At 46.4% G+C, this 23,905-nt stretch carries 21 protein-coding genes and 1 tRNA gene; 16 read left to right on the forward strand and 6 right to left on the reverse strand.

What is annotated here, in order from left to right:
• Positions 1–6: 6 nt before the first annotated feature.
• Together luxO and uvrB are read right to left on the reverse strand one after the other, a co-directional pair.
• Positions 7–1,356, reverse strand: a complete 1,350-nt coding sequence (gene luxO / locus AB0763_RS08605; protein WP_306100516.1) for a quorum-sensing sigma-54 dependent transcriptional regulator LuxO — start codon at positions 1,354–1,356, stop codon at positions 7–9.
• 219 nt (positions 1,357–1,575) lie between these two features.
• A complete protein-coding gene (uvrB, locus tag AB0763_RS08610) occupies positions 1,576–3,606 on the reverse strand; it encodes an excinuclease ABC subunit UvrB (RefSeq protein ID WP_306100346.1) in 2,031 nt (676 codons plus the stop codon).
• Positions 3,607–4,175: 569 nt separating this feature from the next.
• Here uvrB and AB0763_RS08615 point away from each other — a divergent pair.
• The 10 genes from AB0763_RS08615 to AB0763_RS08660 all read left to right on the forward strand — a co-directional run bounded on the left by AB0763_RS08615 (position 4,176) and on the right by AB0763_RS08660 (position 12,460).
• A tRNA-Asn gene (locus AB0763_RS08615) sits at positions 4,176–4,251 on the forward strand.
• A 240-nt stretch (positions 4,252–4,491) separates the two neighbouring features.
• Positions 4,492–5,070 (forward strand): electron transport complex subunit RsxA, encoded by a 579-nt coding sequence (rsxA, locus tag AB0763_RS08620; protein ID WP_306100347.1) that lies wholly within the window; start codon positions 4,492–4,494, stop codon positions 5,068–5,070.
• Positions 5,071–5,074: 4 nt separating this feature from the next.
• Entirely contained in the window at positions 5,075–5,647 is a 573-nt protein-coding gene (gene rsxB / locus AB0763_RS08625) for an electron transport complex subunit RsxB (RefSeq protein WP_306100348.1), read from the forward strand.
• 8 nt (positions 5,648–5,655) lie between these two features.
• Positions 5,656–8,241, forward strand: coding sequence for an electron transport complex subunit RsxC (gene rsxC, locus AB0763_RS08630; RefSeq protein ID WP_368643009.1), 2,586 nt, complete (start codon positions 5,656–5,658; stop codon positions 8,239–8,241).
• Positions 8,241–9,287, forward strand: a complete 1,047-nt coding sequence (gene rsxD, locus AB0763_RS08635; RefSeq protein ID WP_306100350.1) for an electron transport complex subunit RsxD — start codon at positions 8,241–8,243, stop codon at positions 9,285–9,287. The genes rsxC and rsxD overlap by 1 nt, the downstream gene beginning before the upstream one ends.
• A gap of 11 nt (positions 9,288–9,298) precedes the next feature.
• Positions 9,299–9,925, forward strand: a complete 627-nt coding sequence (gene rsxG / locus AB0763_RS08640) for an electron transport complex subunit RsxG (protein WP_306100517.1) — start codon at positions 9,299–9,301, stop codon at positions 9,923–9,925.
• 3 nt (positions 9,926–9,928) lie between these two features.
• A complete protein-coding gene (locus AB0763_RS08645; RefSeq protein WP_306100351.1) occupies positions 9,929–10,627 on the forward strand; it encodes an electron transport complex subunit E in 699 nt (232 codons plus the stop codon).
• Positions 10,628–10,660: 33 nt separating this feature from the next.
• Positions 10,661–11,344, forward strand: a complete 684-nt coding sequence (gene nth / locus AB0763_RS08650; RefSeq protein ID WP_306100352.1) for an endonuclease III — start codon at positions 10,661–10,663, stop codon at positions 11,342–11,344.
• A 128-nt stretch (positions 11,345–11,472) separates the two neighbouring features.
• Complete coding sequence (gene gloA, locus AB0763_RS08655; RefSeq protein WP_306100353.1) at positions 11,473–11,889, forward strand: lactoylglutathione lyase; 417 nt, start codon at positions 11,473–11,475, stop codon at positions 11,887–11,889.
• Between the two features lie 136 nt (positions 11,890–12,025).
• Positions 12,026–12,460, forward strand: a complete 435-nt coding sequence (locus tag AB0763_RS08660; protein WP_306100354.1) for a DUF2753 domain-containing protein — start codon at positions 12,026–12,028, stop codon at positions 12,458–12,460.
• A 95-nt stretch (positions 12,461–12,555) separates the two neighbouring features.
• Here AB0763_RS08660 and AB0763_RS08665 read toward each other — a convergent pair whose 3' ends face one another.
• Positions 12,556–13,407 (reverse strand): OmpA family protein, encoded by an 852-nt coding sequence (locus tag AB0763_RS08665; RefSeq protein WP_306100518.1) that lies wholly within the window; start codon positions 13,405–13,407, stop codon positions 12,556–12,558.
• Between the two features lie 315 nt (positions 13,408–13,722).
• Here AB0763_RS08665 and rnt point away from each other — a divergent pair, with 315 nt between their 5' ends.
• Together rnt and AB0763_RS08675 are read left to right on the forward strand one after the other, a co-directional pair.
• Positions 13,723–14,379 (forward strand): ribonuclease T, encoded by a 657-nt coding sequence (gene rnt / locus AB0763_RS08670; RefSeq protein WP_306100355.1) that lies wholly within the window; start codon positions 13,723–13,725, stop codon positions 14,377–14,379.
• Between the two features lie 21 nt (positions 14,380–14,400).
• Positions 14,401–15,726, forward strand: coding sequence for a Na+/H+ antiporter family protein (locus AB0763_RS08675; RefSeq protein ID WP_306100356.1), 1,326 nt, complete (start codon positions 14,401–14,403; stop codon positions 15,724–15,726).
• A gap of 96 nt (positions 15,727–15,822) precedes the next feature.
• Here AB0763_RS08675 and AB0763_RS08680 read toward each other — a convergent pair whose 3' ends face one another.
• Positions 15,823–16,155: a Grx4 family monothiol glutaredoxin gene (locus AB0763_RS08680; RefSeq protein ID WP_306100357.1), complete on the reverse strand. Its 333-nt coding sequence runs from the start codon at positions 16,153–16,155 to the stop codon at positions 15,823–15,825.
• A gap of 222 nt (positions 16,156–16,377) precedes the next feature.
• Between AB0763_RS08680 and AB0763_RS08685 the strand changes: the two genes are divergently transcribed.
• From AB0763_RS08685 to AB0763_RS08695, 3 genes are all read left to right on the forward strand, one after another.
• On the forward strand, positions 16,378–17,052 hold the full coding sequence (locus tag AB0763_RS08685) for an HAD family phosphatase (RefSeq protein ID WP_306100358.1): 675 nt from the start codon (positions 16,378–16,380) through the stop codon (positions 17,050–17,052).
• 93 nt (positions 17,053–17,145) lie between these two features.
• Positions 17,146–17,679: a VC2046/SO_2500 family protein gene (locus AB0763_RS08690; RefSeq protein WP_306100359.1), complete on the forward strand. Its 534-nt coding sequence runs from the start codon at positions 17,146–17,148 to the stop codon at positions 17,677–17,679.
• A gap of 236 nt (positions 17,680–17,915) precedes the next feature.
• A complete protein-coding gene (locus AB0763_RS08695; RefSeq protein ID WP_306100360.1) occupies positions 17,916–18,596 on the forward strand; it encodes an SDR family oxidoreductase in 681 nt (226 codons plus the stop codon).
• A 116-nt stretch (positions 18,597–18,712) separates the two neighbouring features.
• Here AB0763_RS08695 and adhE read toward each other — a convergent pair whose 3' ends face one another.
• Complete coding sequence (gene adhE, locus AB0763_RS08700; protein WP_306100361.1) at positions 18,713–21,433, reverse strand: bifunctional acetaldehyde-CoA/alcohol dehydrogenase; 2,721 nt, start codon at positions 21,431–21,433, stop codon at positions 18,713–18,715.
• A 498-nt stretch (positions 21,434–21,931) separates the two neighbouring features.
• On the opposite strand from adhE, the gene AB0763_RS08705 reads away from it, so the two are divergent.
• Positions 21,932–22,570: a YchE family NAAT transporter gene (locus AB0763_RS08705; protein WP_306100362.1), complete on the forward strand. Its 639-nt coding sequence runs from the start codon at positions 21,932–21,934 to the stop codon at positions 22,568–22,570.
• Between the two features lie 204 nt (positions 22,571–22,774).
• Here the strand turns inward: AB0763_RS08705 and asd are convergent, their stop codons facing one another.
• Positions 22,775–23,887 carry an aspartate-semialdehyde dehydrogenase gene (gene asd, locus AB0763_RS08710; protein ID WP_306100363.1) on the reverse strand — a complete coding sequence of 371 codons (1,113 nt, stop codon included), beginning with the start codon at positions 23,885–23,887 and terminating at the stop codon, positions 22,775–22,777.
• Positions 23,888–23,905 lie beyond the last annotated feature (18 nt).

The raw sequence follows: 23,905 nt of genomic DNA on the forward strand, positions 1-23,905 counted from the left end.
CATGCTTTATCTCTCAGCGCCTTGAGCGTCCCACTGCTGCTTTTTGCGATAGATCGTCGATGGGCTGACATCGAGATAACCAGCGGCACGAGGAATATTACCATCACAAGCGGCAATGGCATTTTCTATTGCTTGCTTTTCCGTCATCCACAAGGGACAAATTTCTGATACCGACGGTTTTGTTCCGCTACTGACGGGCTCTGGCATTTTAGGTTTGACCTGATTTAAAGGTGGTGGCAGCATTTCCATGGTGATTTCTTTACCGTTGTTAAGCACCACCACATTGCGCAGTACATTTTGCAATTGTCGCACGTTACCCGGCCATTCATATTGGGCAAAACGCTCAAGCACCGCTGGGTCGAAGCGGACAAAGTTTTTACCCTCTTCGTGCGACATATAGCCGAGTAACGAATAGGCAATTTCAACCACATCGTTACCGCGATCGCGCAAAGGCGGTAAATGCAATGGAATGACATACAAGCGGTAGTACAAATCTTCGCGAAAACGCCCTTCTTGCACTTCCTTCCAGGGATCTCGGTTGGTCGCACACACAAAACGCACATCGACGCTTTTCATTTTTGACGAGCCCACTTTTTGAAAGGTGCCCGTTTGGATAAAGCGCAAGAGTTTGGTCTGCAATTCCAAATCCATCTCACACAGCTCATCGAGAAATAGTGTGCCGCCATCGGCCAACTCTGCCGCGCCTTGGCGATCCGTTGCCGCGCCGGTAAAGGCCCCTTTTACATGACCAAACAACTCACTTTCGATCAGGTCTTTGGGTATCGCCGCACAGTTAATGGCAATAAATGGTTTATCACCGCGCTGACTGGCGGCGTGAATGGCCTCGGCGCACACTTCTTTGCCTGTGCCACTTTCACCAGTAATAAAAATACTCGCTTTGCTCGACGCCGCCGAGTCAATGGTGCGATACACTTGCTGCATATTGTGGCTACTGCCAATAAAGCCTTGATAACCAGGGTTTTCTGCTGAGTGCTCGCTTTTCAACTTACTCGCCTTGCGAATGGCGTTGTTCACCGTAACTCGCAATCGGTCGGCTTCACAAGGTTTAATTAAAAAGTCTTGTGAGCCATGACGCATCGCTTCAACGGCGGTATCAATCGTGCCGTGCGCGGTCATGAAAATCACAGGAACATCAGGGTGATTGGCTTTGACTTCGTGTAAAACATCCATGCCAGTCATGTCCGGCAGTCGCAAATCCAACAAAATCAAATCTGGGATGCGTCGTGTTAAACTGTCCAACGCATCGCGACCATTGCCGACAATGGTGATATCAATATTCAGTGGTGTCAGGTACGAACGGTACAATGCCGCAACCGAAGCGGTGTCTTCCACCATCAGTAAATAACGATTCTTGCTTTCTTCAACCACGACTGCTTCCTAGCCTTATTCTAATATTAGTAATCATTGCATTACGCATTTCATTATGCAATTTAGCACCGCGAATTTTACTCAAATTTGCGCAGCTATGATAGTTTTTTGCGCAGCCAACATCATATTCGGCCGTATTTAATAACGATTATCAAAGTTAATCAATTGCCGATGAGTGTTTTGTTATTATCCATTACTAATAAATTGCTCTTTTAAAGCTTCTATTTCATCACGCTTTTGTGCCGCGAGTTCGAATTCAAGGTTTTGCGCGTGTTGATACATTTCGGCCTCAAGTGATTTCATCACCCGCTCGAAGTCTTGCGCGGTTAACGCTTTATAATCACTATCGGGTTCAGCCACTTTGTTAAGCGCCACCACTTGAGATTTTTTCTGCTTCGATTGGCCGTGCACCTCGCCCAATTCCATAATATCGCGAATATTGCGTTTTAACGCCTGAGGAACGAGTCCGTTGCGCTCATTGTACGCTTGTTGTTTTTCTCGACGTCGCTCCGTTTCTTCCATCGCTTTTTTCATCGAGTCTGTGATCCGGTCAGCGTACAAAATAGCTTTGCCTGAGACATTACGCGCCGCACGCCCAATCGTCTGAATTAATGAGCGTTCTGAACGCAAAAAACCTTCTTTATCTGCATCGAGAATCGCCACCAAAGACACTTCGGGCATATCCAATCCCTCACGCAGCAAGTTAATGCCGACAATAACGTCGATTTCGCCCAAACGCAGATCGCGTATGATTTCAACTCGCTCTACCGTGTCAATATCGGAATGCAAATAACGAACTTTGACTTCGTGTTCGTACAAATACTCAGTCAAGTCTTCCGCCATGCGTTTAGTCAGCGTGGTGACTAACACACGTTCATCAATCGCCACTCGTTGGCGGATTTCAGATAAAATATCATCAACCTGGGTCGCCACTGGCCGCACTTCTAATTCTGGGTCAAGCAAGCCCGTTGGCCGTACCACTTGATCGGCAACCTCCCCGCCTGAACGCTCTAATTCGTATTGACTTGGAGTTGCCGAGACAAAAATCGTTTGCGGTGCTAAAGACTCAAACTCTTCAAATTTCAACGGCCGGTTATCTAATGCAGACGGCAGTCGAAAACCGTATTCCACTAAGGTTTCTTTGCGCGAGCGATCGCCTTTAAACATCGCACCGATTTGTGGCACAGTCACATGAGATTCATCGATCACTAACAGGCCGTCGTGTGGCAAATAATCAAATAAGGTTGGCGGTGGCTCACCTTCGTTGCGTCCACTCAGGTAGCGTGAATAGTTTTCGATTCCCGAACAAAAGCCCAATTCCAGCATCATTTCGATATCAAATTGAGTACGCTGACTGATCCTTTGCTCTTCAAGTAGTTTGTTGTTGGCCAACAACACATCCTTATAATGGCTCAGTTCGTCTTTGATTTTCTCAATGGCTTCGAGCAATTTATCTCTTGGTGTCACATAATGCGTTTTTGGGTACACGGTATATCGAGCGAGATCCTTTTGTTTGACCACGCCTGTCAGAGGGTCAAATAAACTAATGGTTTCAATCTCATCATCAAACATTTCAACTCGCACAGCGTCTTTTTCTGATTCGGCTGGAAAAATATCCACGACTTCACCGCGGACTCGAAATTGACCGCGTTCAAAACCAATATCATTGCGCGTATATTGAAGCTCAGCCAAACGCCTTAACATCGAACGTTGATCTAACACATCACCTCGGCGCAGGTGCAACATCATTTGCAAGTAAGATTGAGGGTCGCCCAAACCGTAAATCGCCGAAACCGAGGCGACAATAATGGCGTCTTTGCGTTCGAGTAGAGCTTTTGTTGCCGACAACCGCATTTGTTCAATATGCTGGTTAACCGAGGCGTCTTTTTCAATAAACGTATCGGTGGTCGGCACGTAAGCTTCAGGTTGATAATAGTCGTAATAAGAGACAAAGTATTCCACGGCGTTGTTGGGGAAAAACGCTTTCATTTCGCCATACAATTGTGCCGCTAGGGTTTTATTAGGCGCTAGCAAGATGGTTGGCCGCGCCACATTGGCAATCACATTGGCGAGCGTGAAGGTCTTCCCTGAGCCCGTCACCCCAAGCAAGGTTTGATGAGCCAAGCCAGCTTCTAATCCTTCGGTCAACTGGGCAATGGCTTTGGGTTGGTCGCCAGAGGGTTGGTACTCAGACACCAATTCGAATTGCTTACTCATCTCTACATCACTTATTGGTCATCAATCACGGTAAGACAGAATACTCAATCTCGGCCAAATGGCAAACGTTGCTAAGGCAATAAAATACCATGGCAACCAGTGTTATTACGAAGAAAAAGACAAAAAAGTGATCCTACGGCATGTTTTTTTATTTGAGTTTTTGCTATTATGTTTCGCCTTGCTCGTTCTGAGCTCTCTTATCCCCCCAATGGTTTTGCACACCTTTTCCCCATTTTCTCGTTATTTGTATGACTAATTCGTGACAAGGCTAACCCTGCTAAAATCCACCAACCCAATAACACATTGATTTAATTTGACATTTTCAAGTTATTAATTTATTTATTTAAAGAAAAGTGACATAAAAAAAGTTATCAATCACTCATCAACATACTTATCCACAATTTTAGTGGATAACTCACGTCAGGCCAGTATTATCAAGGCCTCAACCTATTTTAGACTCCTTTCTTTTGGCTCTTTTTTTGTTAACACATGGTTTTTTCAGTTTTTTTTCTTTGCAATACTTGACTCTCACCATTGGCTTGAGTAACATTCGTTCCGCTTTAAGCAATTCCCCCTTAGTTCAGTTGGTAGAACGGCGGACTGTTAATCCGTATGTCGCAGGTTCGAGTCCCGCAGGGGGAGCCAATTTCAAAAAACCCAATCCTCGGATTGGGTTTTTTACTTTCTACTCCAAGCATTTTTCTTTGTGATTCAAATGGTATAATAAGGCCGTAATTTTATTCGACTGGAGTGATGGTTGCTTTGCCAAAAAGCTGCCACTCAATGATGGGTGCACTCAATCCATTGACATTCAAAGGACAATGGTTGTTATTCCCCTCACAACCAAGGATAATGACTCGGTCGTTACAACAAAACGTGCACATTATGACTGATTATATTCTATTGTTGATAGGCACTGTCCTAGTAAACAATTTCGTTTTAGTAAAGTTTCTCGGCTTGTGCCCTTTTATGGGGGTATCAAAAAAACTCGAGACCGCCATCGGTATGGGTCTGGCCACCACGTTTGTCTTAACGTTGGCTTCGGTGTGCTCCTACTTAGTCGAAACTTATATTCTTTCGCCCCTTGGCATTGATTACTTACGTACAATGAGTTTTATCCTTGTTATTGCCGTCGTCGTGCAATTTACCGAAATGGTGGTCCACAAAACCAGCCCAACCCTGTACCGCTTATTGGGTATCTTTTTGCCTTTGATCACCACAAACTGTGCCGTTTTGGGGGTTGCTTTGCTCAATATCAATGAAAACCATAGCTTTGTTGAATCGATTATTTATGGCTTTGGCGCTGCGGTTGGCTTTTCTTTGGTGTTGATTCTGTTTGCCTCGATGCGAGAACGTATTCAAGCTGCAGATGTACCATCGCCTTTTAAAGGGGCTTCGATTGCGATGATCACCGCAGGTTTAATGTCTCTTGCCTTCATGGGCTTTACTGGATTGGTCAATTAATTTTATGTCTACTCTGTTTATCGCCATTGCTGCATTGGCAGCGCTTGCGGCTATCTTTGGTGTCATACTAGGCTTTGCCGCGATTCGCTTTAAAGTGGAAAGTGACCCAATTGTTGAACAAATCGACGATATCTTACCCCAGACCCAATGTGGTCAGTGTGGTTACCCAGGCTGTCGCCCTTACGCAGAGGCCATAGCCAATGGGGATGACATCAATAAATGTCCCCCCGGCGGGCAAGCCACAATCGAAAAGCTCGCCGATTTAATGGGGGTTGAAGTACAAGAGTCAGCACACGACTTGGACAATGAAGTCAAAACCGTCGCGTTTATTCACGAAGATATGTGTATTGGCTGTACGAAATGCATTCAAGCCTGCCCCGTCGATGCCATTGTCGGGGGAACCAAGGCTTTGCATACCGTGATCAAGGATGAGTGTACCGGTTGCGACCTTTGCGTCGCACCTTGTCCAACGGATTGTATTGAAATGATTCCAGTCGCTACCACTACAGAAAACTGGAAATGGCAATTAGAACAAATACCTGTGGTTGATGTAACACATCAATCATCGACTCACTAAGGGGTCACATGCTGTCGCTCATAGAACAAATAAAATCCGGTGCATTGTGGGACTTTCCCGGTGGAATTCATCCTGCCGAAAATAAAAAACAGTCTAACCAACTGCCTTTAAGTCAATGCCCGCTGCCTGCAGAGCTTATCATCCCACTCAAGCAACACATTGGCAAAGCCGGGCATATCCTGATTGCGCCCGGAGATCAAGTAAAAAAAGGTCAGGCATTGACCCGAGCCACAACCGGTTTTACCGTGCCTGTACACGCCTCCACCTCTGGGACAATTCAAGCCATTGAGCCAAGAACAACCGCCCACCCTTCGGCGTTGCCAGAATTGTGTGCCGTTTTGATCCCCGATGGCCAAGACCAGTGGCTTGAAAAGCAGCCCTTTCAAGATTATCGACAAATTGAAGCGGAAAAGTTACTCGATCGCCTTCGTGATTACGGTATTGCCGGGATGGGGGGCGCTGGTTTCCCCAGTGCAAAAAAGTTGCAATCTGGCTTAGCAAAAACCGAACTCTTAATCATTAATGCTGCAGAGTGTGAACCTTATATCACTGCCGATGATCGCTTGATCCAAGATGAGGCAGAGCAAATTATTGCCGGCATTGAAATTGTCGAGCACATTCTCAAACCCAAATTGACCATTGTCGGTATCGAAGACAATAAACCGGATGCGATTGAAGCGTTACAAGTCGCAGCGAAAGACAAAAATATCGTGATTCGAGTCATACCGACCAAGTATCCATCGGGTGGCGAGAAACAGTTAATAAAAATCTTAACGAACTTAGAAGTCCCCAGCCGTGGCATTCCAGCCGACATCGGGATTTTAGTACAAAACATCGGCTCTCTTTATGCCATCAAGCGCGCTATTGTCGATGGCGAGCCTTTAATTGAACGCGTTGTCACCCTAACGGGCAAGACCTTCAAGCAGCCACGCAATGTTTGGGTCCGTATTGGTACCCCAGTAGAACACTTACTGCAATCTTTTGAGTACAAGGCAGATAAAAAGCTCCCTCGACTGATCATGGGCGGCCCGATGATGGGCTTTACCCTACCGCACGCAAACGTACCGATCACGAAAACATCCAACTGTATTTTGGCACCGAAGAAACGTGAAATCGCCGCAGAGCAAAACGAATTAGAATGTATTCGTTGTAGTCAATGTGCTGAGGCTTGTCCTGCTTCGTTACTGCCACAGCAATTGCAATGGCATGCCAAAGCTCAAGAATACGAAAAATTAGAAGAGCTTAACTTAAAAGACTGCATTGAGTGTGGCGCTTGTGCTTTTGTTTGCCCAAGTGAAATACCTTTGGTCAACTATTACCGCCAGGCCAAAGCGGAAATTCGTACACGTCAGCAAGACGCCGAAGCGGCAGAGCGCGCAAAAGAGCGTTTTGAAGCCAAAAAAGCGCGTATGGAACGCGATAAACAAGAGCGTGAAAATCGCTTTAAATCGGCAGCAAGTGATCGTCGAAAATCCATGCAAAAAAACGGAGATGACCCCGTCGCTGCCGCGATTGAACGGGTCAAAAACAAACAACAGAGCGATCAACCTGCGAAGGTTAAACCCGCAGTTGCTGCCGCCATAGCTAAAGCAAAAGCGCAACAAGCCGCGGCACAAAACGCTGAAGCAACGCCAGAGCAAAATGACAACAAAAAAGACGCCGTTGCCGCCGCCATTGCACGTGCCAAAGCCCGTAAGGACGCCCAAGCGAACCCAGAAGCGGACAAAGCAGCGCCGGATACCACACCGTCTTCTGAGGCCTCAGAGGATGCCAAAAAAGCTGCGGTTGCCGCCGCCATTGCACGCGCCAAGGCCCGTAAAAACGCCCAATCAACCCCAGAAGCGGATAAAACGGAGTCGGATACCACACCATCTTCTGAAGCCTCTGAGGATGCGAAAAAAGACGCCGTTGCCGCTGCCATTGCACGCGCCAAGGCCCGTAAAGCCGCCCAAGCAACCCCAGAAGCGGATAAAACGGAGTCGGATACCACACCGTCTTCTGAGGCCCCTGAGGATGCCAAAAAAGCCGCGGTTGCCGCTGCCATTGCACGCGCCAAGGCTCGTAAAGCCGCTCAAGTAACCCCAGAAGCGGACAAAACAGAGTCGGATACGACACCGACTTCTGAGGCCCCAGAGGATCCGAAAAAAGCCGCGGTTGCCGCTGCCATTGCACGCGCCAAGGCCCGTAAAGCCGCCCAAGCAACCCCAGAAGCGGACAAAACAGAGTCGGATACGACACCGACTTCTGAGGCCCCTGAGGATCCGAAAAAAGCCGCGGTTGCCGCTGCCATTGCACGCGCCAAGGCCCGTAAAGCCGCCCAAGCAACCCCAGAAGCGGACAAAACAGAGTCGGATACGACACCGACTTCTGAGGCCCCTGAGGATTCGAAAAAAGCCGCGGTTGCCGCTGCCATTGCACGCGCCAAGGCCCGTAAAGCCGCCCAGGCAACCCCAGAAGCGGACAAAACAGAGTCGGATTCGACACCGACTTCTGAAGCGCCTGAGGATCCGAAAAAAGCCGCGGTTGCCGCTGCTATTGCACGCGCCAAGGCCCGTAAAGCTGCTCAATCATCAACTGATCCGGAGAACAAGTAGTGTCCTTTTTTATTGCGGGTTCACCCCATATGCACAATCGTCGCACCACGGCTAGCCTAATGCGCTGGGTCGCCATTTGCGCCTTACCAGGCTTGGTCGCACAATGTTATTTCTTCGGCTGGGGAACATTAATTCAATTGGCCTTTGCCATTGCCTTCGCATTCGCTTTAGAAGCCAGTGTCATGCTGGCTAGAGGACGCTCACCGCGCCAAGCACTTCGAGATAACAGCGCATTGGTTTCTGCGTGGTTACTTGCTGTGGCAGTGCCACCTTTAGCACCGTGGTGGATTATGGTCATTGGTTTAATTTTTGCCATCGTGATCGCCAAGCACCTTTATGGTGGCCTAGGTCAAAACCTCTTTAACCCCGCGATGGTCGCCTATGTGGTTTTATTGATCGCTTTCCCTGTCCCCATGACCAGTTGGAGTGCACCAGAATCAATCGCCGCCCATACAGTCAGCTTTTCGCAGGCGTTGTCGTTGATATTTACCGGCTTTGATCCTCAAGGTCTGTCTTTGTTGCAAATTCGCAGTGATCTGGATGGTGTTACCATGGCCACACCACTCGATGGTATGAAAACCGCGTTAAAAGCCGGCAGCACAGTCAGCGAATCGATGCAAATGCCCATTTTTAATGCCTTTGCCGGTCATGGTTGGATGTGGGTCAACCTCGCTTATTTGCTCGGTGGTTTGGTTCTATTACAACAGCGCATCATCCAGTGGATGATCCCTGTAGCTTTTTTACTGGCTTTGCTTGTTCTGAGCACGCTGAGTTGGTTATTCGCATCAGAAAGTTCACCAACGCCTTGGTTCCACTTGTTATCCGGTGCCACCATGTTAGGGGCTTTTTTCATCGCAACGGATCCTGTTTCAGCGTCCACGACCGTCAAGGGGAGATTGATCTATGGTGCGATGATCGGCGCTTTGGTTTATATCATTCGCACTTGGGGAGGCTTTCCCGATGGTGTCGCCTTTGCGGTTTTAATTGCCAACATGTGTGTGCCTTTGATTGACTATTACACAAAACCCAGAACCTACGGGCACTAGGAGCTACGATGATTTTCAAAGCTATTCAAAAAAATGGTCTGACCCTAGCACTGTTTGCCTGTGCCACAACGGGCGTGGTTGCGATAACTCAATACTTGACGGCCGACCGCATTCAAGCACAACAAGAAGCGCAACTCAAAGCAACCTTGAACCAGGTGATCCCTTTGTCTGCTCATGACAACGATCTCACCCAATCCTGTACTCTCGTCCGTCATCCCTTACTTGGTACAGATCAGGCGATGCCGGCTTATATCGCGACCCTAAATGGACAACCCAGCGCGATCGCTATTGAAAGCATCGCGCCTGATGGTTACAGTGGAGCCATTAAACTGATCACCGGTGTTGATCTCGATGGCAAAGTGCTGGCGACACGTGTCTTACAGCACAACGAAACCCCAGGCTTAGGCGATAAAATTGATATTCGCATCTCTGATTGGATCAGCAGTTTCAGTGGTAAAACGGTCACAGAAACGAACCGAGCGAACTGGAAAGTAAGAAAAGACGGTGGCGATTTTGACCAATTTACCGGCGCCACCATAACGCCAAGAGCCGTGGTTAAAGCCGTCCGTAACACCGTTGACTATGTCAATCAACACCAAGCGCAATTGATTGCTCAACCCCGCCAATGTGAGGAGTAACCCATGACATCTGATACGCGTGCGTTAATCAAAAATGGCTTATGGGATAACAACCCCGCCCTGGTTCAATTACTTGGGTTATGTCCATTACTTGCCGTCTCATCCACCTTAACCAATGCGCTTGGCCTCGGCATTGCCACACTTTTGGTATTGGTTGGCTCTAATGTAACGGTTTCCTTGATTCGAGATTACGTGCCCAATGAAATCCGCATTCCGGTTTTTGTCATGATCATTGCCGCCTTAGTGACTTGTGTACAACTGTTGATGAATGCGTTTGCTTACGGCTTATACCTGTCTTTGGGCATTTTTATTCCGCTTATCGTCACTAACTGTATTATTATTGGCCGCGCCGAGGCTTTCGCTTCTAAAAATTCGGTCATGCCCTCTGCCATCGATGGCTTTTGGATGGGAACAGGCATGACCCTCGTATTAGTCTTGTTGGGGGCATTACGTGAAATCATTGGCAACGGAACCTTGTTTGACGGTGCCGACCTCTTACTCGGCGATTGGGCGAAAGCACTGAGAATTGAACTATTTCACTTTGATAATAGTTTCTTGTTGGCGTTGTTACCACCTGGGGCCTTTATTGGTGTCGGGTTGTTGATTGCGGTCAAAAACATCATTGATCACCGCCGAGCACAGCGCCAGACTCAACGCGCAGACAAACCGAAAATTGAGCGTGCTCGCGTCACCAATGTTTAACTTCGATTCAAGTTTTTGTTTGAGATAATCACTATGACCACTGCGGTTTCAAAGAAAGAAAAAGTCGCTGCCATCATTAATATTCTTGATGAGCTTTACCCTGAAGTGCCCATCCCCTTGGATCACAAGGACCCTTATACCTTGTTGATCGCCGTATTGTTATCGGCTCAATGCACCGATGAACGAGTCAATCAGATCACGCCCAAATTGTTTGCCAAAGCAGATAATCCCGCGGATATGGTCAAATTAACCATTGATGAAATAAAAGACATCATCAAACCCTGTGGTCTATCACCGATGAAATCCAAAGGAATATGGCATTTATCTGATATGATCCTCAAGCAGCACAATGGCCAAGTACCGGCAGACTTCGATGCCTTAGAGGCCATGCCTGGCGTCGGTCATAAAACCGCCTCAGTGGTCATGTCACAAGCGTTCAATATTCCGGCCTTTGCCGTAGACACTCATATCCATCGCTTGATGTATCGTTGGGGATTGTCAAACGGAAAAAGTGTGGAACAAACCGAACGCGACGCCAAGCGTTTATTTCCCAGAGAAAAGTGGAATAAATTACACCTACAGATCATTTATTACGGCCGTGAATATTGCCCAGCTCGAGGTTTCTCGCTGGACAAATGCATTATCACCCGCCAGTATGGACGTCGCAGTTTCATCAATGAAGTGCTTAAACAACAAGTGAAGAAACAAAAAAAATAGCGGGCGTCAGCCAGCGATGCCGTGCGACGGTCAATACCTAAGTAATCACAAGAGAGAACGGCAAACGGCTTACATTGTTGTTCGCCGCCGTTTTCACCACAAGACAATTTGTAAAACGAGGAGTTTTTATGTCAAACAATCGCATCTTACACACCATGTTACGCGTTGGTGATCTCGACCGCTCAATTGAGTTTTACACTAAGGTTTTAGGTATGACTTTACTGCGTACCAATGAAAACAAACAATACGAGTACACCCTGGCTTTTATCGGTTACGGTGATGAATCTGAAGGTGCTGTGATCGAGTTAACCTATAACTGGGGAACCTCAGAGTACGACTTGGGTAACGCGTATGGACACATTGCCATTGGCGTCGATGATATTTACGCGACTTGTGATGCCATTAAAGCTGCAGGCGGAAACATCACTCGTGAAGCGGGTCCAGTTAAAGGCGGGACAACGGTGATTGCTTTTGTCAAAGACCCAGACGGCTACATGATCGAGTTCATCCAAAATAAACAAGCCAATGCCGGCCTAGAAGGCTAAAATCGCCCCTTTTTAAGAGATTGAGCCGGACACGATAAAAAGCAGGGTAATCCCTGCTTTTTTAACATAGAAAGGCTTTACATGATAATTCTTATCGTTTAGATTTATAACCTATTATATTTTTAGGATGTTGATCATGATCAGTGAATGGGAAAAACACACACTGCTTGCCGATACGGCGATGCAACTCGACAACCCGAGTCAAAGCATTTTGCATTATCAACAAGCATTAACTTTAAGTGAGCAAATTCTTGATTCGAATGACATTGAAATCGATGAAAGATTAACGATTGCCGTGATCTCTTGCCATAACCTCGCCCAGTTTTGGCGTTGGGCTGGCGACAGCGATTACGAGTTGAAGTATCTTCAACTTGCTTCAGAGCGTGTGTTAACCTTGATCCCTCAATGCCCTCACCGCAGTTGTGCCAGTTTTGTTGAGCCTATTGGTTGTTGTAAAAAAGCGCTGGTTGATTTTATGAAACGTCATCCAAACCCAATGATTGCAAAACACGTACAAGACATTGATACAGCCACTAGCTGTGAGATCATTGCCAAATTCAGATTAAATTAACCATTTTATCGGCATTGATGGAAGATAAAAAAGGCGATGAGGTATTCATCGCCTTTTTTGTTAACAATGTGACCCGTCCTGTCGTCAGCTTCGCGCTATACGCCACTGCGACCAAAAGAAATCACCACTCGACGGTTTTGATCTTTGCCTATCGGTGATGCATTGTCGGCGATTGGCCTGCGTTTGCCAAAGCCCTGAGCTTCGATGCGCTCCTCAGGTAAACCTAAGGTTTTAAAGTAATCCCGCAACGATTGCGCTCGTCGTTCCGTTAAGTCTTGACTCTCGTCTTTGCCTAAACTGGTATCGAGATAGGCTGATACCAACACCAAATCAATGTCTTGATTGTATTTAAGATACTGCGCAATTTGATCTAAGCGCTTACGCGATGCCTTCGTTAACTTATCGCCTTGGCGTTCATAATGAAGAATGGTAAAAGCAATATCTTCGAAGCTATAAGGCAAAAGGTTTTGAATACAACGGCTAAATTGATTGTAACTTTGTTGAAAGAGCACCGAAGACAACGAAATTTCAATGCGTTGATTGCGATCTTGCCACTCTTGATAACTAAAGGTCGGCTGACGACCACGCTCTAACTCCGACAACATCACCCACGCGGTCTGCCCGCCGACATAGCCATCAAATTGCTGAAAAAATTCTAACTTTTCCAACCTTTGTGCCGCCTCTCCCGCTTGCCAAGGCGCGGGAAGAGAAACCAAACTCACCGACCGAGTTCGCGCCATCGGCCGCCACATTTTGAGCTCAAAATCTAAATTCAGCTTCTTGCTGGCACGGGCGCTAAATTCAGCGTTGCCGTAATTTGGAATAGGATGAACTAAACGACATGACAGCGGTGTGTCTTCAGTTAGATTCCAATGCGATTGTTCGGGCGTTGCAACATAGTGCTTCTCTAGCATCGCCCAAGTGGGAAAGGCGACCATAGACAACATCAAACCGCTATATTTCAACAGATTTAACATGGTTATTCTTCTCTTTTGATGGCAGTGGCAATAGTTTGCCGAGTTGTGATAGTACTGATTTGGATGAATGTTTTCGTTCTCACTAGAAAGCAGCCCTTAGCGGGTATAGAACGCACACTGGAGCGCTACGGTGAACTTTTGCCCGTCATCATGACTCGCTGTACTAACTTAAGCAAAAACCTCGCCAACAATAATTTTCACGAAAAAAAGTTTCTCTGTTTAGACGGTTTTGCTACCGGCCATAATCTGTAATAATGCAGCCTTTGTCACACACCTTGAGTTAACATGCCTGCAGAACAAGACGCCACCGCTTTAAAAGATCGATTCAGGGGCTTTTTTCCCGTTGTCATTGATGTTGAAACCGCGGGTTTTAATCACCAAACCGACGCCCTGTTGGAAATCTGTGCCATTACCTTAAAAATGGACCAAGACGGTCAATTGCGACCAGCCTCAACGATGCATTTCAATATCCTCCCTTTTGAAGGAGCGAATTTAGAGCCAGCAGCATTAGAATTTACCGGAATACGTGACCCCTATAGCCCACTACGCGGTGCCGTTACTGAGGATGTGGCTCTCAAAGAAATTTATAAAATGGTGCGCAAGGAACAAAAAGCCGCTGAGTGCAATCGCGCTATCATGGTCGCTCACAATGCCGCTTTTGATTTAAATTTTGTTAATGCGGCTAACGAGCGTTGCAGACTAAAACGCATCCCTTTCCACCCCTTCGCGACCTTCGATACTGCCGCGCTCAGTGGCTTGGCGTTTGGCCAAACCGTTCTTGCTCGAGCTTGCCTTACTGCCGGTATGACCTTCGACAATAACGAAGCCCACTCCGCATTGTATGATACACAAAAGACGGCCGATTTATTCTGTAAAATCGTCAATAAGTGGCAAGCCCTTGGGGGTTGGCCGGTTAATGATAACAATGAAGAAAAAATGTAAACATAACTATCCGAGAAAACTATGAATCCTGTTGTTTTATCTGTTTGCGTCATGCTGGTTTTGGCATTGATGCGCGTAAATGTGGTGGTCGCTCTGACCTTTAGTGCCATCGTTGGTGGTTGGTACTCTGGCATGAGCTTAACGGATGCCGTCTCGACCTTTGAAGGTGGCTTAGGCGGCGGCGCTACCATCGCATTAAGTTATGCCATGTTAGGGACCTTTGCCGTGGCAATCTCTCGCTCTGGCGTGACGGATCTACTCGCTCAATCCGTTATTAAACGTTTTATTGGTCATGAAAACCAAACCGCCTCTACGGGCTTAAAATACGGTTTGATTTTTGCGCTGGTTTTGATCACCATGTCATCGCAGAACATTATCCCAGTACACATCGCCTTTATTCCGATTTTGATCCCTCCCCTTTTAGGCGTTTTTGCCAAGCTCAAACTTGACCGTCGCTTGGTCGCATGTGTGTTAACCTTTGGCTTGATCACTCCCTATATGGTGTTGCCCATTGGCTTTGGCGGTATTTTCTTAAACAATATCTTGTTGAAAAACCTTCACGATAATGGCTTAACCGAGATTACGGCAGGGCAAATCCCTCATGCCATGTTATTGCCAGGGGCAGGAATGGTATTTGGCTTGCTGGTTGCAGTGTTGATTAGCTATCGCAAACCTCGTGAATACGCGGTTACCGAGTACACGGCGCCACAAGCTGAGCAGAAAACCATTAACCCAAGACACATCATAGTATCGATGGTGGCCATTGTTGCTGCGCTAAGTGTGCAATTACTATCTGGCTCAATGATTATTGGTGCTCTTGCTGGTTTCACCGTATTCAACCTCGGTGGTGTCATTGCTTGGAAAGACACGAACGATGTGTTTACCAAAGGCGTCCACTTAATGGCAATGATTGGCTTTATTATGATTGCCGCTGCCGGCTTTGCCGAAGTCATGAAGGCCACCAATGGTGTCGAAACCTTAGTGCAATCATTATCGACCTCAATTGGTGATAATAAACCACTGGCCGCCTTTTTGATGCTCGTCGTGGGCTTATTAGTCACCATGGGCATCGGCTCTTCATTTTCAACCATCCCAATCATCGCCACCATTTATGTGCCACTCGCCATTGCCTTTGGCTTTTCACCGATGGCGACGGTGGCACTAGTAGGAACCGCTGCCGCTCTAGGAGATGCTGGCTCTCCAGCTTCAGACTCGACGTTAGGCCCAACCTCAGGCTTGAATGTAGATGGACAACACGAACACATTTGGCAAACGGTTGTACCCACCTTTTTGCATTACAATTTGCCACTGATAGGTTTTGGTTGGTTAGCCGCGATGACGCTCTAAGCACCGTTTCGCTATCACAAAAAAAGGGCTTGGTATCACCAAGCCCTTTTTATTGTCGGTAAACACCGCTTTACCTTTCCCGATATAAGCGATTTTTTATTCTTCAGGTTGTGCTTTTGCTGCCGCTTCTTTGACTAAAGGTTGCAGTTCACCTTTTTGGAACATCTCTAGAATGATGTCACAACCACCGATCAATTCGCCTTCAACCCAAAGCTGTGGGAACGTTGGCCATTGCGCGTATTTTGGCAATTCAGCACGAATATCAGGGTTTTGCAGAATATCAACATAAGCAAATTTTTCACCACACGCCATAAGCGCTTGTGATGCTTGTGAAGAGAAACCACAACTTGGCAACTTAGGTGAGCCTTTCATGTAAAGTAGAATGGTGTTTTCTTCAATTTGCTGTTTAATTTTATCAATCGTTTCCATGTCACCCTCTGTGATCATTAATGTCAATTTTGCTCATTCTACCCCAATATCACAGAATTTAAACCTCGATATGAAAAGGACGGGCTAAATTCCTAAGATCAGTCAGTCATCGAGACGAAAACAGAGCAATTTTATCAGCAAAGTTCTAACAAAATCACAGAAAATCACATTGTTAGACCATACTCTAGTCACATTTTATCCCAGTATATGAGCGGAGCAGTAATGCCAACCATTGAGCATAACCCATTCAATAACCTCAAGGCGGTTCTTTTTGATCACGATGGTACCCTTGTCGACTCAGAAACCGTGCACTGCCAAATGTGGCAAACCATTCTTGAGCAATACGCTCTCGATTTCCACCGCAAAGATTATCAACAGTACTACCAAGGTCAGCCCAGTCGGCTCAATGCTGAGCAACTGTGCGAACACTATTTGTTGCCCGTTGAGCCTCAAGAACTGTTACGACAAAAAGAGCAAGCCACTCAGCGCTATTTATCCCAACATGCCTTTCCCTTAATGCCTGGTGCACTGTCGGTATTACACCGGTTACACCGAGCGGGTATCCAGGTTGCGATCGTTACCGGTGCAGACCGCCAAGCCGTCAATAAAACCCTGATTGATCATAAACTTAACAAGTTAATTTTCTGCGTGGTAAGCAATGAAGATGTACCACACAGCAAACCTGCGCCAGATGTGTATCAGCACGCCCTCGATTTACTCGGGCTTGTTCCATCACAAGCGGTTGCGGTGGAAGATAGCCAAACTGGCTGTCAATCAGCCAAAGCGGCCAAATTGCACTGCATTGCCGTTACCACACAAAGTGACCGATTTTCTCAAATCAGTGACCATCAATGCCCCTCTTTGGACGTTGCCATGCACTACCTCAACATTGAGTAAATAACAACCGCAGACAAGGACAATATTTCGTAAAAATCGTTAAAGAAAAGTTTCGCTTAACCGATAAAGATTGTGTCTCAAGGAGAACTATCTATGTCGGTCAACACGATTAATCACAGCCCACTAATCAATGAGCTTCAATTTAATGATTTGCAAGGTCAACCCAGTGTTAATCAAGCCATTAATCAGGGCCGACGTTCTGATTTCGCGCTTTTACTGTCGATGTTATCTGACGATGTTCAAGAGCGACTCTTTGCCACAGAGACAAAGCCAGAGACGTTGTCCTCTGGTACCTCACTGCGTGAGCAATTATCAATTGCCCCCTCTCAACCTTTGATTGCGGATCACGACAGCTACGATTTAGGGGCACAACAAAGTCAACTATTACACTCTGCCAGCCTTGTCAGTAGTCACCTCAGTCATTACTTACGGCCTGAGGGCTTGTGTGTCCAACCTCAAAACACCGCAGGGTTACCCGAAGCGTGCTACCACAATTTATCGTCGCACCAGCAGAGGCGCTTAAAAGCAACGGCGAACCCCATACCATCGCAGAACAATAGTCAAAATAGACTGTATGAACAACTCAACACCGCATTGAAAAAAGACCGTTTACATTGCGCTGCGTAGTCATGCCACTCCTCACCTTTCTTTAAGTCTCGTGAATGAATACGAGTGAAAATGAACCACACTCGGCAATTTCGTCAAAAAAATGACATTCGTCAAAAACAAAAATGTGACGCTTAGCTAAATAATGATTTTCTATTGACTGTCATATACTAATGTTTGACCATTTTCACACTTAATATTCGTATTTTTGTCCACTCTATTGAAAATAAGACTTTAGTGTTAGGGATGGGAAGTGCATGGAATTAAAAAATTCAACGGTATTAATTACCTTTGCGGGCAGCGATTTGGGAAGAAACATCGCCAATCACTTTGCTCAAACGGGCGCGACCTTGATCTTATGTGACACTCACAAAGACAGGCTAGAGCATATATTTAAGCAGTTTCAATCCAAAGGCAAAGCAGTTTATGCCATGCCCGTTAAAGACTTTACCACACCGTCTTTGCAATACCTCTTTGATTGTATCGAACAAGAGGTTGAGCAGTGCCCTAATGTGATTGTCAATTGCTGGACAGCCTCCCCGCTTTCGGGACTCAATGATCCTTTAGCCGAGCGGTTTGTCGAACCCATCGCGCAAACAGCCGCTTATTTTCAGGCAGCCGGCCATGTCGCCGCGCAACGAATGCGTGCCGTAGGCAATCAAGGCGTCATCGTCAATGTGCTTTCATATGAAAACCACAGTGATACCAAAGGCATTGAAAGTATTGGAGCTTTAGTCTCTGGCTTAACTTCGAGCTGGGCAAAGGAGATGGCGCCTTACAATATACGAGTGGGCGGTGTGATCCCAGCTCCGACCCATCAAGGCGATCCGATTGATAGTCATTATTGGGCCTGTATCCAGCAAGAGTTGACTCGCAATGCCGAGTACATCGTCACCAATGATTATTTCAGCGGTCGAGTAGTGAATACCGACGTATAAAGCGCCATTACCCTCATATCTTTTGCTCGCCACTTGTGAGTATTGTGTTTACCCATAAAAAAACGGCCAACTAAGGCCGTTTATTTAATTAGCTCAACAAGATGTTGCTATCTATTTTAAGCTTCTGCTTTTGGCTTAGCGGCTTTCTCTGCCACTTTTGAGCTAACTTTCGCTTGATCCTGATCCGCTTTTTTCTTAATCACGGTCGTGCCTTCAAACGTCTCACCTTCAATAAAAGGTTTGCCGTAGTAAGAAGCCAACAAGACATCTTTGAGCTCGCTGATTAACGGGTAGCGAGGGTTAGCTCCGGTACATTGGTCATCAAATGCCGCCACCGCGAGCTCATCAACTTTGGCGAGGAAATCAGCCTCTGCCACCCCTGCCGCTTGAATTGACGCAGGAATATCCAATTGCAATTTCAGCTCTTCTAACCAACCCAGTAAACGCTCAATTTTTTGTGCTGTGCGATCGCCCGGTAAAGATAGTCCCAAGTGATCGGCGACTTCTGCATAACGACGACGAGCTTGTGGGCGGTCGTATTGAGAAAACGCGGTTTGCTTGGTCGGATTGTCATTGGCATTGTAGCGAACCACATTACACATCAACATGGCATTGGTCAGCCCATGTGGCAAGTGAAACTCTGCCCCTACTTTGTGGGCCATTGAGTGACACACACCCAAGAAGGCGTTGGCAAATGCAATCCCGGCAATGGTCGCGGCATTGTGCACTTTTTCACGTGCAATGGGATCATTGGCACCGTTGGCATAACTTGATGGTAAGTATTCTTTAAGTAATTTAAGCGCTTGTAGGGCTTGACCATCTGAATATTCATTAGCCAATACAGATACGTAAGCCTCAAGTGAGTGAACCACCGCGTCGTAACCACCAAAAGCAGTCAGCGATTTAGGCATATTCATCACCAAGTTTGCATCAACAATCGCCATATTAGGCGTGATTTCATAGTCTGCCAGTGGGTATTTCGCACCCGTTTCATCATCCGTTACCACCGCAAATGGGGTCACTTCAGAACCAGTCCCTGATGTAGTTGTAATACACACAAGCTCAGCTTTTTTCCCCATTTTAGGGAATTTATAGATACGTTTACGGATGTCCATAAAGCGCATCGCCAACTCTTCAAAATGCGTTTCAGGGTGTTCGTACATTACCCACATAATTTTCGCTGCATCCATTGGTGAACCGCCGCCGAGGGCAATGATCACGTCAGGTTGGAAGCTGTTCATTTGTTCAGCTCCTTTTTTGACGACAGAGAGCGTAGGGTCGGCTTCAACATCAAAGAAAGTTTGAACTTCCATGCCTTGTGCTTTGAGCAGTTGGACAATGTCATCAGCGTAGCCATTGTTGAACAAGAAGCGGTCAGTGACCAAAAATGCACGTTTTTTCCCTTCTAAATCACCCAAGGCAATCGGCAAGCTACCGCGGCGGAAGTAAATCGATTTTGGAAGTTTATGCCACAACATATTTTCGGCTCGTTTTGCTACGGTTTTCTTGTTGATCAAGTGTTTTGGACCCACGTTTTCAGAGATGGAGTTCCCCCCCCATGAACCACAACCCAAAGTTAATGAAGGCGCAACGTTGAAGTTGTACAAATCACCGATACCGCCATGTGTGGTTGGGATATTAATCAAGATACGCGCGGTTTTCATTTTATCGCCAAAGTAGCGAATGCGATCTGCGTTTGCATCTTGATTGGTGTATAAGCCCGAAGTGTGGCCGATACCGCCAATTTCAACCATGGTCACCGCTTGAGCAACCGCGTCTTCAAAGTTTTCGGCGCGGAATAGCCCGAGGGTTGGCGATAGTTTCTCGTGTGCAAAAGCATCATCGTAAGACACTTTACCGTTGCTAAGGCCTTCACCGACCAATACTTTGGTATCCGCAGGCACTTTAACCCCCGCCAGTTCGGCAATCGTCGACGCCGTTTGACCAACAATTTTTGCGTTGAGGTTACCGTCAATTAACAAGACTTTACGCACTTTGTCAGCTTCGGCTTTGGTCAGTACATAAGCTTTGTGGGTTGCAAAACGCTCTTTGACTTCGTCATACACTTCATCGACTACAATCGCCGCTTGCTCTGATGCACATACCACCCCATTATCAAAGGTTTTTGACATGAGGATAGAAGCCACGGCGCGTTTCACATCCGCCGTTTCATCAATCACAACAGGAACGTTACCCGCACCCACACCAATAGCGGGTTTGCCAGATGAGTAAGCGGCTTTCACCATACCAGGACCACCTGTCGCCAAAATGAGCGCAATGCCTTCGTGTTTCATTAGTGCGTTTGAAAGCTCCACAGAAGGCTGGTCAATCCAACCAATAATGTCTTTCGGTGCGCCCGCAGCAACGGCCGCATCAAGGACTAATTTGGCCGCATCATTGGTTGAGTTTTTCGCTCTTGGGTGCGGTGAAAAAATGATGCCATTGCGGGTTTTAAGTGAGATCAATGACTTAAAGATAGCCGTTGACGTTGGGTTGGTGGTTGGCACAATACCGCAGATAATGCCCACTGGCTCGGCAATGGTCATGGTGCCTAAATTGTCATCTTCTTCTAGAACACCACAAGTTTGCTCATCTTTGTATTTGTTGTAAATAAACTCAGAAGCAAAGTGGTTTTTGATCACTTTGTCTTCCACAATTCCCATGCCAGACTCGGCGACCGCTTGTTGTGCCAACGGAATACGCGCTTGGTTTGCTGCCAGTGACGCAGCGCGGAAAATCTTATCCACTTGCTCTTGGCTAAAGGTTGCAAATTCAGCTTGGGCTTTTTTCACTCGTGCAACCAAGGCATCCAGTTCAGCTAAATTAGTAACAGGCATATTGTTTCTCCTAATAAGACTTAATCATTCAAAAACTATTTATTAACGACTCTCATTGACGACTAAGTATTTAGTAAATTGTTTTCATGTGGTGAGTATATCCCCCACTTTATTGAGCAAAATTGATTCAGATCATTATAGATTGAATAAAGTGACAAAAACGAAAAAAATGTGCCACAACTCAAAATAAGCCATTGTTTTAAAACAACTAGATATTTAAAGATAAAATTGACATTAACAGAAAGACTTGTTGTCTCGACAGATTTATAACCTGGAAACTCAATCAGTAAGTTTCTTTCCTGTATGACGTGGGCAGTGAGCAACAATATGGCCATCCGCTTGGGCGTGTGTTATGAAAGAGCAAAGCGGGCGCGAATAACAGGCAGCCAAGTAACATTAGTTTTTTTTTGCGATAACTGACTTTAGCCTTATTTTTTTTCACTCGTGAATTCGTGTGATTTCGCCTAAAGTAGGCGCGTTTTCTTTGAGGGTAATGCAATGACATCGTTTGAACTGGCTATCTTTATGCAATTTTTCTTGGGCTTGGTCGCCGCGGTTAACCCCGTGGGTATCATGCCTATTTTTGTTTCGCTAACGGGACATATGAGCGAAGAGGAAAAAAACAAAACGGCGGTAACCGCTCACGTTTCTGTGGCGATTATATTGGTCATCTCACTGTTGGCCGGCCAATGGTTGTTAGATATGTTTAGTATTTCATTGGATTCGTTTCGAGTTGCGGGTGGCATGCTACTGATGACCATCGCCTTTTCAATGATGAGCGGTAAACTTGGTGAAGATAAGCAAAACAAACAAGAAAAGTCTGAATACGTCAGTCGTGAGCAAATTGGCGTTGTCCCCTTAGCCATGCCACTGATGGCCGGCCCTGGGGCGATCAGCTCAACCATTGTTTTCGGAGCGCGCTACCCATCCACACTCGATACCTTTGGTATCATCATGACCATTGTGGTGTTTTCACTTTGCTCTTGGCTGCTTTTTCGCAGCGCCCGCCTGATTGTGCGATTCTTAGGTCAAACCGGTATTAACGTGATTACCCGTATCATGGGTTTGATATTAGGCGCGTTGGGAATTGAGTTTATGGCTAATGGCTTACGTCATTTGTTCCCGGGTTTGGCTTAATGCATCACCGTACACAAATCGAATAGATGAAATAAAACAAAAAGCAGAAAAACAAAAAGCAGGACAGTCATAAAAATACGATCACGTACTCAACCTGTTTTTGCCCGTTTGGATGACTCAGGCAGTCAATACTGCAATCACACCTTGTACGCTCAAAAAAAAAAGCGCCATTGAGGCGCTTTTTAATTTCGTTTAATCCGTCAATTACTTTTCTTGCAATAAGATTCGCAAGGTACGACGCAACGGCTCTGCCGCGCCCCATAGCAATTGGTCACCGACCGTAAAGGCGTTTAGGAAATCGTTACCCATCGACATTTTACGTAGACGACCAACCGGTACTGACAATGTCCCAGTGACTTTTGCAGGCGTGAGATCAGCAACCGTCGCTTCTTTGTCATTTGGTACAACGCTCACCCACTGGTTGTGTGAAGCAATCATGTCTTCAATCTCATCGATTGGCACATCTTGTTTCAATTTAATGGTCAGAGCTTGTGCGTGACAGCGCATCGCACCAATACGTACACATGTGCCATCAATAGCAATAGGGTTTGCCGAGCTGCCCAAAATCTTATTGGCTTCAACGCCCGCTTTCCACTCTTCTTTGCTTTGGCCGTTATCTAGTTTCTTATCGATCCAAGGAATTAAAGAACCAGCCAATGGCGCGCCAAAGTTACTGGTTGGAAACTCTTGTGAACGAAGAGTTTGAGCAACTTTGCGGTCGATGTCTAAAATGGAACTGGCTGGGTTGGCAAGCTCAGAGCTCACAGAGTCGTTAACGACACCCATTTGAGCGATCAACTCACGCATATTTTGCGCACCAGCCCCTGAAGCGGCTTGATACGTCATTGCGCTCATCCATTCAACCAGACCTTTTTCATACAAGCCACCCAATGCCATTAACATCAAGCTCACTGTACAGTTACCACCGACATAAGTGTTGACGCCACTGTGGATGCCTTGTTGAATTTGGTTCAAGTTCACCGGATCCAACGTAATGATTGAATCATCAGCCATACGCAAAGTCGACGCGGCATCAATCCAATATCCTTTCCAACCTGCCTGACGAAGAGCAGGGTAAACTTTTTCGGTATATCCACCGCCTTGACAAGTGATAACAGCATCAAGTTGTTTTAGGCTCTCGATGTCAAACGCGTCTTGCAGCAGACCGGCATCTTTACCAAAATTCGGTGCGGCAATGCCGACTTGTGACGTGCTGTAAAATACCGGCTCAATCAAATCAAAATCTTTCTCTTCGATCATGCGCTGCATCAATACAGAACCGACCATACCACGCCAACCGACTAAACCAACTTTCATTCTATCACTCTCCGTGTC

It is taken from the genome of Vibrio sp. HB236076, from assembly GCF_040957575.1.
Taxonomy (GTDB): domain Bacteria; phylum Pseudomonadota; class Gammaproteobacteria; order Enterobacterales; family Vibrionaceae; genus Vibrio.

Excerpts from the sequence above, each read along its gene's own strand:
- rnt (WP_306100355.1), top strand. The coding sequence starts at position 13,723 with ATGCCTGCAGAACAAGACGCCACCGCTTTAAAAGATCGATTCAGGGGC.
- AB0763_RS08705 (WP_306100362.1), top strand. The coding sequence starts at position 21,932 with ATGACATCGTTTGAACTGGCTATCTTTATGCAATTTTTCTTGGGCTTG.
- rsxC (WP_368643009.1), top strand. The coding sequence starts at position 5,656 with ATGCTGTCGCTCATAGAACAAATAAAATCCGGTGCATTGTGGGACTTT.
- AB0763_RS08675 (WP_306100356.1), top strand. The coding sequence starts at position 14,401 with ATGAATCCTGTTGTTTTATCTGTTTGCGTCATGCTGGTTTTGGCATTG.
- AB0763_RS08645 (WP_306100351.1), top strand. The coding sequence starts at position 9,929 with ATGACATCTGATACGCGTGCGTTAATCAAAAATGGCTTATGGGATAAC.
- AB0763_RS08685 (WP_306100358.1), top strand. The coding sequence starts at position 16,378 with ATGCCAACCATTGAGCATAACCCATTCAATAACCTCAAGGCGGTTCTT.
- uvrB (WP_306100346.1), bottom strand. The coding sequence starts at position 3,606 with ATGAGTAAGCAATTCGAATTGGTGTCTGAGTACCAACCCTCTGGCGAC.
- AB0763_RS08690 (WP_306100359.1), top strand. The coding sequence starts at position 17,146 with ATGTCGGTCAACACGATTAATCACAGCCCACTAATCAATGAGCTTCAA.
- AB0763_RS08695 (WP_306100360.1), top strand. The coding sequence starts at position 17,916 with ATGGAATTAAAAAATTCAACGGTATTAATTACCTTTGCGGGCAGCGAT.
- gloA (WP_306100353.1), top strand. The coding sequence starts at position 11,473 with ATGTCAAACAATCGCATCTTACACACCATGTTACGCGTTGGTGATCTC.
- AB0763_RS08665 (WP_306100518.1), bottom strand. The coding sequence starts at position 13,407 with ATGTTGTCTATGGTCGCCTTTCCCACTTGGGCGATGCTAGAGAAGCAC.
- AB0763_RS08660 (WP_306100354.1), top strand. The coding sequence starts at position 12,026 with ATGATCAGTGAATGGGAAAAACACACACTGCTTGCCGATACGGCGATG.
- asd (WP_306100363.1), bottom strand. The coding sequence starts at position 23,887 with ATGAAAGTTGGTTTAGTCGGTTGGCGTGGTATGGTCGGTTCTGTATTG.
- AB0763_RS08680 (WP_306100357.1), bottom strand. The coding sequence starts at position 16,155 with ATGGAAACGATTGATAAAATTAAACAGCAAATTGAAGAAAACACCATT.
- rsxB (WP_306100348.1), top strand. The coding sequence starts at position 5,075 with ATGTCTACTCTGTTTATCGCCATTGCTGCATTGGCAGCGCTTGCGGCT.
- nth (WP_306100352.1), top strand. The coding sequence starts at position 10,661 with ATGACCACTGCGGTTTCAAAGAAAGAAAAAGTCGCTGCCATCATTAAT.
- luxO (WP_306100516.1), bottom strand. The coding sequence starts at position 1,356 with ATGGTGGAAGACACCGCTTCGGTTGCGGCATTGTACCGTTCGTACCTG.
- adhE (WP_306100361.1), bottom strand. The coding sequence starts at position 21,433 with ATGCCTGTTACTAATTTAGCTGAACTGGATGCCTTGGTTGCACGAGTG.
- rsxA (WP_306100347.1), top strand. The coding sequence starts at position 4,492 with ATGACTGATTATATTCTATTGTTGATAGGCACTGTCCTAGTAAACAAT.